Annotated in this window: 4 protein-coding genes; all 4 read left to right on the forward strand. The window is 40.4% G+C overall.

Going from position 1 to position 3,073, the window contains the following annotated elements; genetic code table 11:
* Window positions 1–775: transglycosylase SLT domain-containing protein (locus B4237_RS11645; protein ID WP_286943219.1), on the forward strand; the 775-nt coding region annotated here is incomplete at its 5' end.
* 26 nt (window positions 776–801) lie between these two features.
* On the forward strand, window positions 802–1,488 hold the full coding sequence (locus B4237_RS11650) for a ribonuclease T2 family protein (RefSeq protein ID WP_171054751.1): 687 nt from the start codon (window positions 802–804) through the stop codon (window positions 1,486–1,488).
* 167 nt (window positions 1,489–1,655) lie between these two features.
* Window positions 1,656–2,642 (forward strand): malate dehydrogenase, encoded by a 987-nt coding sequence (locus B4237_RS11655; protein ID WP_004876757.1) that lies wholly within the window; start codon window positions 1,656–1,658, stop codon window positions 2,640–2,642.
* Window positions 2,643–2,799: 157 nt separating this feature from the next.
* Window positions 2,800–3,042 (forward strand): DUF2789 family protein, encoded by a 243-nt coding sequence (locus tag B4237_RS11660; RefSeq protein ID WP_278595882.1) that lies wholly within the window; start codon window positions 2,800–2,802, stop codon window positions 3,040–3,042.
* Window positions 3,043–3,073: the final 31 nt, after the last annotated feature.

Below are 3,073 nucleotides of genomic sequence, written 5' to 3' on the forward strand. Positions count from 1 at the left end.
CAATGAGCAGCCTTCTGCTCAGGATGCACAGCGCTTAAATCAAAATATTCATTTTAGACGTGCGTTTGCATTAAGAGATATTAATGCGCCTGCAAGTTATACCAATCGTGAATGGAACTGGGCAGTTCGTCAGGCGTATTTGCAACATGACGATGGTCTACTATTAGCAGCAGCCAAACGCGCGCATGATATGGGGTGGTATGATCGTGCTATTTATGCTGCGGATCGTACGACATCAAAGCATAACGATACTTATCGCTACACTACACCGCATCGTAGTAATGTGACGAGTCATAGTTACAATGCGGGTATTGATCCCGCTTGGGCGTATGGTTTAATGCGCCAAGAAAGTCGATTTGTTACTTCTGCACGTTCGCATGTAGGTGCTGGTGGTTTGATGCAAATCATGCCCAATACGGCAAAACTTGTTGCTCGCCAGATGGGAGAAACATATAACCCTGCGGCATTAAGTGAAATGAACACCAATATCCGTTATGGAACATATTATCTTTCAATGATTCAAAGTCAGCTAAGTGGCAATGCGGTACTTGCAACAGCAGGTTATAACGCAGGCCCAAATCGAGCACGCCGTTGGCAGCCTGATTTTCAAACGATGGCTGCTGATCAGTACACAGAGTCTATTCCTTTGCTTGAAACGCGTGATTACGTTAAACATGTCATGACCAATGCAACACATTATGGAGTGCTACTTGGGCAGGGGCCGCAATCCCTTGAAAAACGTATGAGCACAATTCCTGTGCGTAATACACCTTAAGGCACAAAGATGTTGAATTTAAAACAATGAAGTTTTTGTATTTGATGAAAGCGATAAACACATTCAAGTTCCAAATGCGTAGCGTGTTACAGACATTGATCTGTTATTTCGCGCTCTCATTTGGTGCGCCATTATATGCAGCCGACAATGCCGATATAGCAGGTTATGTCATGCATATTCAAATGACGCCTGCGGTTTGTTCGTTTGATTCAACACGACAAAAACAGCGCAAGTGTTTAGAAGGTTACTCACTTACCATTTCTAGTTTGTTACCTGAAGTCCCAGTCGGACGTGAGTGTGAAACAAAAAGTTCTGCCAAACTTTCACCGTTACAAGCTAAAGTTGTGGCACGTGTGATGCCTGACGAAAACGCTCGCGTACAGCTTTGGCAAGGGGTTGGTGGATGTGTCCCCATGAATGCAAGTCAATATTTTAGAAAAATAATTAATTTTGCTGAGCGTTTAAAAGTTCCATCAGATTTAACAAGTCCCAATACGATTGATGTTCAAAAAGAAAATCTTAGACAACAGTTCACAAAATTAAATCCTTCGTTACCACCAAATGGTATTCGTTTTACTTGCCAGTCTTCACGGTTTGAATCAGTTTTAACCGAAATTCGAGTGTGTTATCAGAAGAATGGTCAGTACAAGCAATGTTCAAGTCATATTGTGACGGGTTGCCCAAATGACTTTACAATTAAAGGTAGTTACTAGGCTTTTTTAGCCCTTTATTTGTATTTTCTATCAGACTTTTGTTGAAATCCATTCTCTTTTACATGCATCTGCGTTCGCTTTAGAGTACAATCTTTGCCGTTTATGATAATTCGATTGAATAACAATATGTTTCAATCGTGCTAACGCATCTCATTGGAGAATATCACATGAAGCAACCCGTTCGTGTTGCCGTTACAGGCGCTGCTGGTCAAATTGGTTATAGCTTATTATTCCGTATCGCAAGCGGTGAAATGTTAGGTAAAGATCAACCTGTAATTTTACAATTGCTTGAAGTTCCATTTGAGAAAGCTCAACAAGCGCTTAAAGGCGTGATGATGGAACTTGATGACTGTGCTTTCCCTTTATTGGCTGGCATGATCGGGACTGATGATCCTAAAGTTGCATTTAAAGATGCTGACTATGCTTTATTGGTAGGTTCTCGTCCACGTGGTCCAGGTATGGAACGTGCTGACTTATTAAAAGTAAATGGCGAAATCTTCATTGGTCAAGGTCAAGCATTAAACGAAGTTGCTAGCCGTGACGTTAAAGTATTGGTTGTAGGTAACCCTGCAAATACAAATGCTTACATCGCGATGAAATCTGCTCCAGATCTTCCATCGAAGAACTTTACAGCAATGTTACGTCTTGACCACAACCGTGCGTTAACTCAACTTGCTCAAAAAGCGGGTGTAGCTGTTTCTGATATCGAAAACATGACTGTTTGGGGCAACCACTCTCCAACAATGTATGCTGATTATCGCTTTGCAAATGTAAATGGCGAAAGCTTGAAAGACAAAATCAACGATGCTGCTTGGAACAAAGATGTATTCCTTCCAACAGTTGGTAAGCGTGGTGCTGCGATTATTGAAGCGCGTGGTCTTTCTTCTGCTGCTTCTGCTGCAAATGCTGCAATCGACCATATGCGTGACTGGGCGCTTGGTACAAACGGCAAATGGGTAACGATGGGTATTCCTTCAGACGGTTCTTATGGTATTCCTGAAGGCGTAATGTTCGGTTTCCCTGTAACAACTGAAAACGGTGAATACAAAATCGTTCAAGGTTTAGAAATTGACGAATTTAGCCGTGAGCGTATCAACTTCACTCTAAACGAGTTAGAAGAAGAGCGTGCAGCAGTTGCTGACATGGTGAACTAATTTATCTTTTTTGATAAATTGAAAAAGCGCCCGAATTCGGGCGTTTTTTTATGTATGTGCACATAAAAACTACAAGAAAATATAGGCATACAGATGTATTGAATAAGTGTTTATGTTTAGATTAATTTAATTAAAGCATGAGTTTGGAGAATAAAAAATGTTTGAGCAACAACCTACACTAGAACTTTTATTTGAACAGTTAGGTCTTGATTCTAATGACGCGAGTATTGAAACTTTTGTCAAAGCACATCAACTTAGTGCAGATCAAAAATTACATGAAGCAGCGTTTTGGAGTGCGGGACAACGTGATTTTCTTAAAAGCCATTTAGATAAAGATGATGAATGGGCGATTGTAGTTGATGAGCTAAATCAACAACTACATTTAGATAGCACCAAATAATAATTTATAAAAAATAAAGCTCACATTATTG

The sequence above is a fragment of the Acinetobacter sp. UBA6526 genome, assembly GCF_002434875.1.
GTDB classification, from domain to species: Bacteria; Pseudomonadota; Gammaproteobacteria; order Pseudomonadales; family Moraxellaceae; genus Acinetobacter; species Acinetobacter venetianus.

Excerpts from the sequence above, each read along its gene's own strand:
- B4237_RS11650 (WP_171054751.1), top strand. The coding sequence starts at position 802 with ATGAAGTTTTTGTATTTGATGAAAGCGATAAACACATTCAAGTTCCAA.
- B4237_RS11660 (WP_278595882.1), top strand. The coding sequence starts at position 2,800 with ATGTTTGAGCAACAACCTACACTAGAACTTTTATTTGAACAGTTAGGT.
- B4237_RS11655 (WP_004876757.1), top strand. The coding sequence starts at position 1,656 with ATGAAGCAACCCGTTCGTGTTGCCGTTACAGGCGCTGCTGGTCAAATT.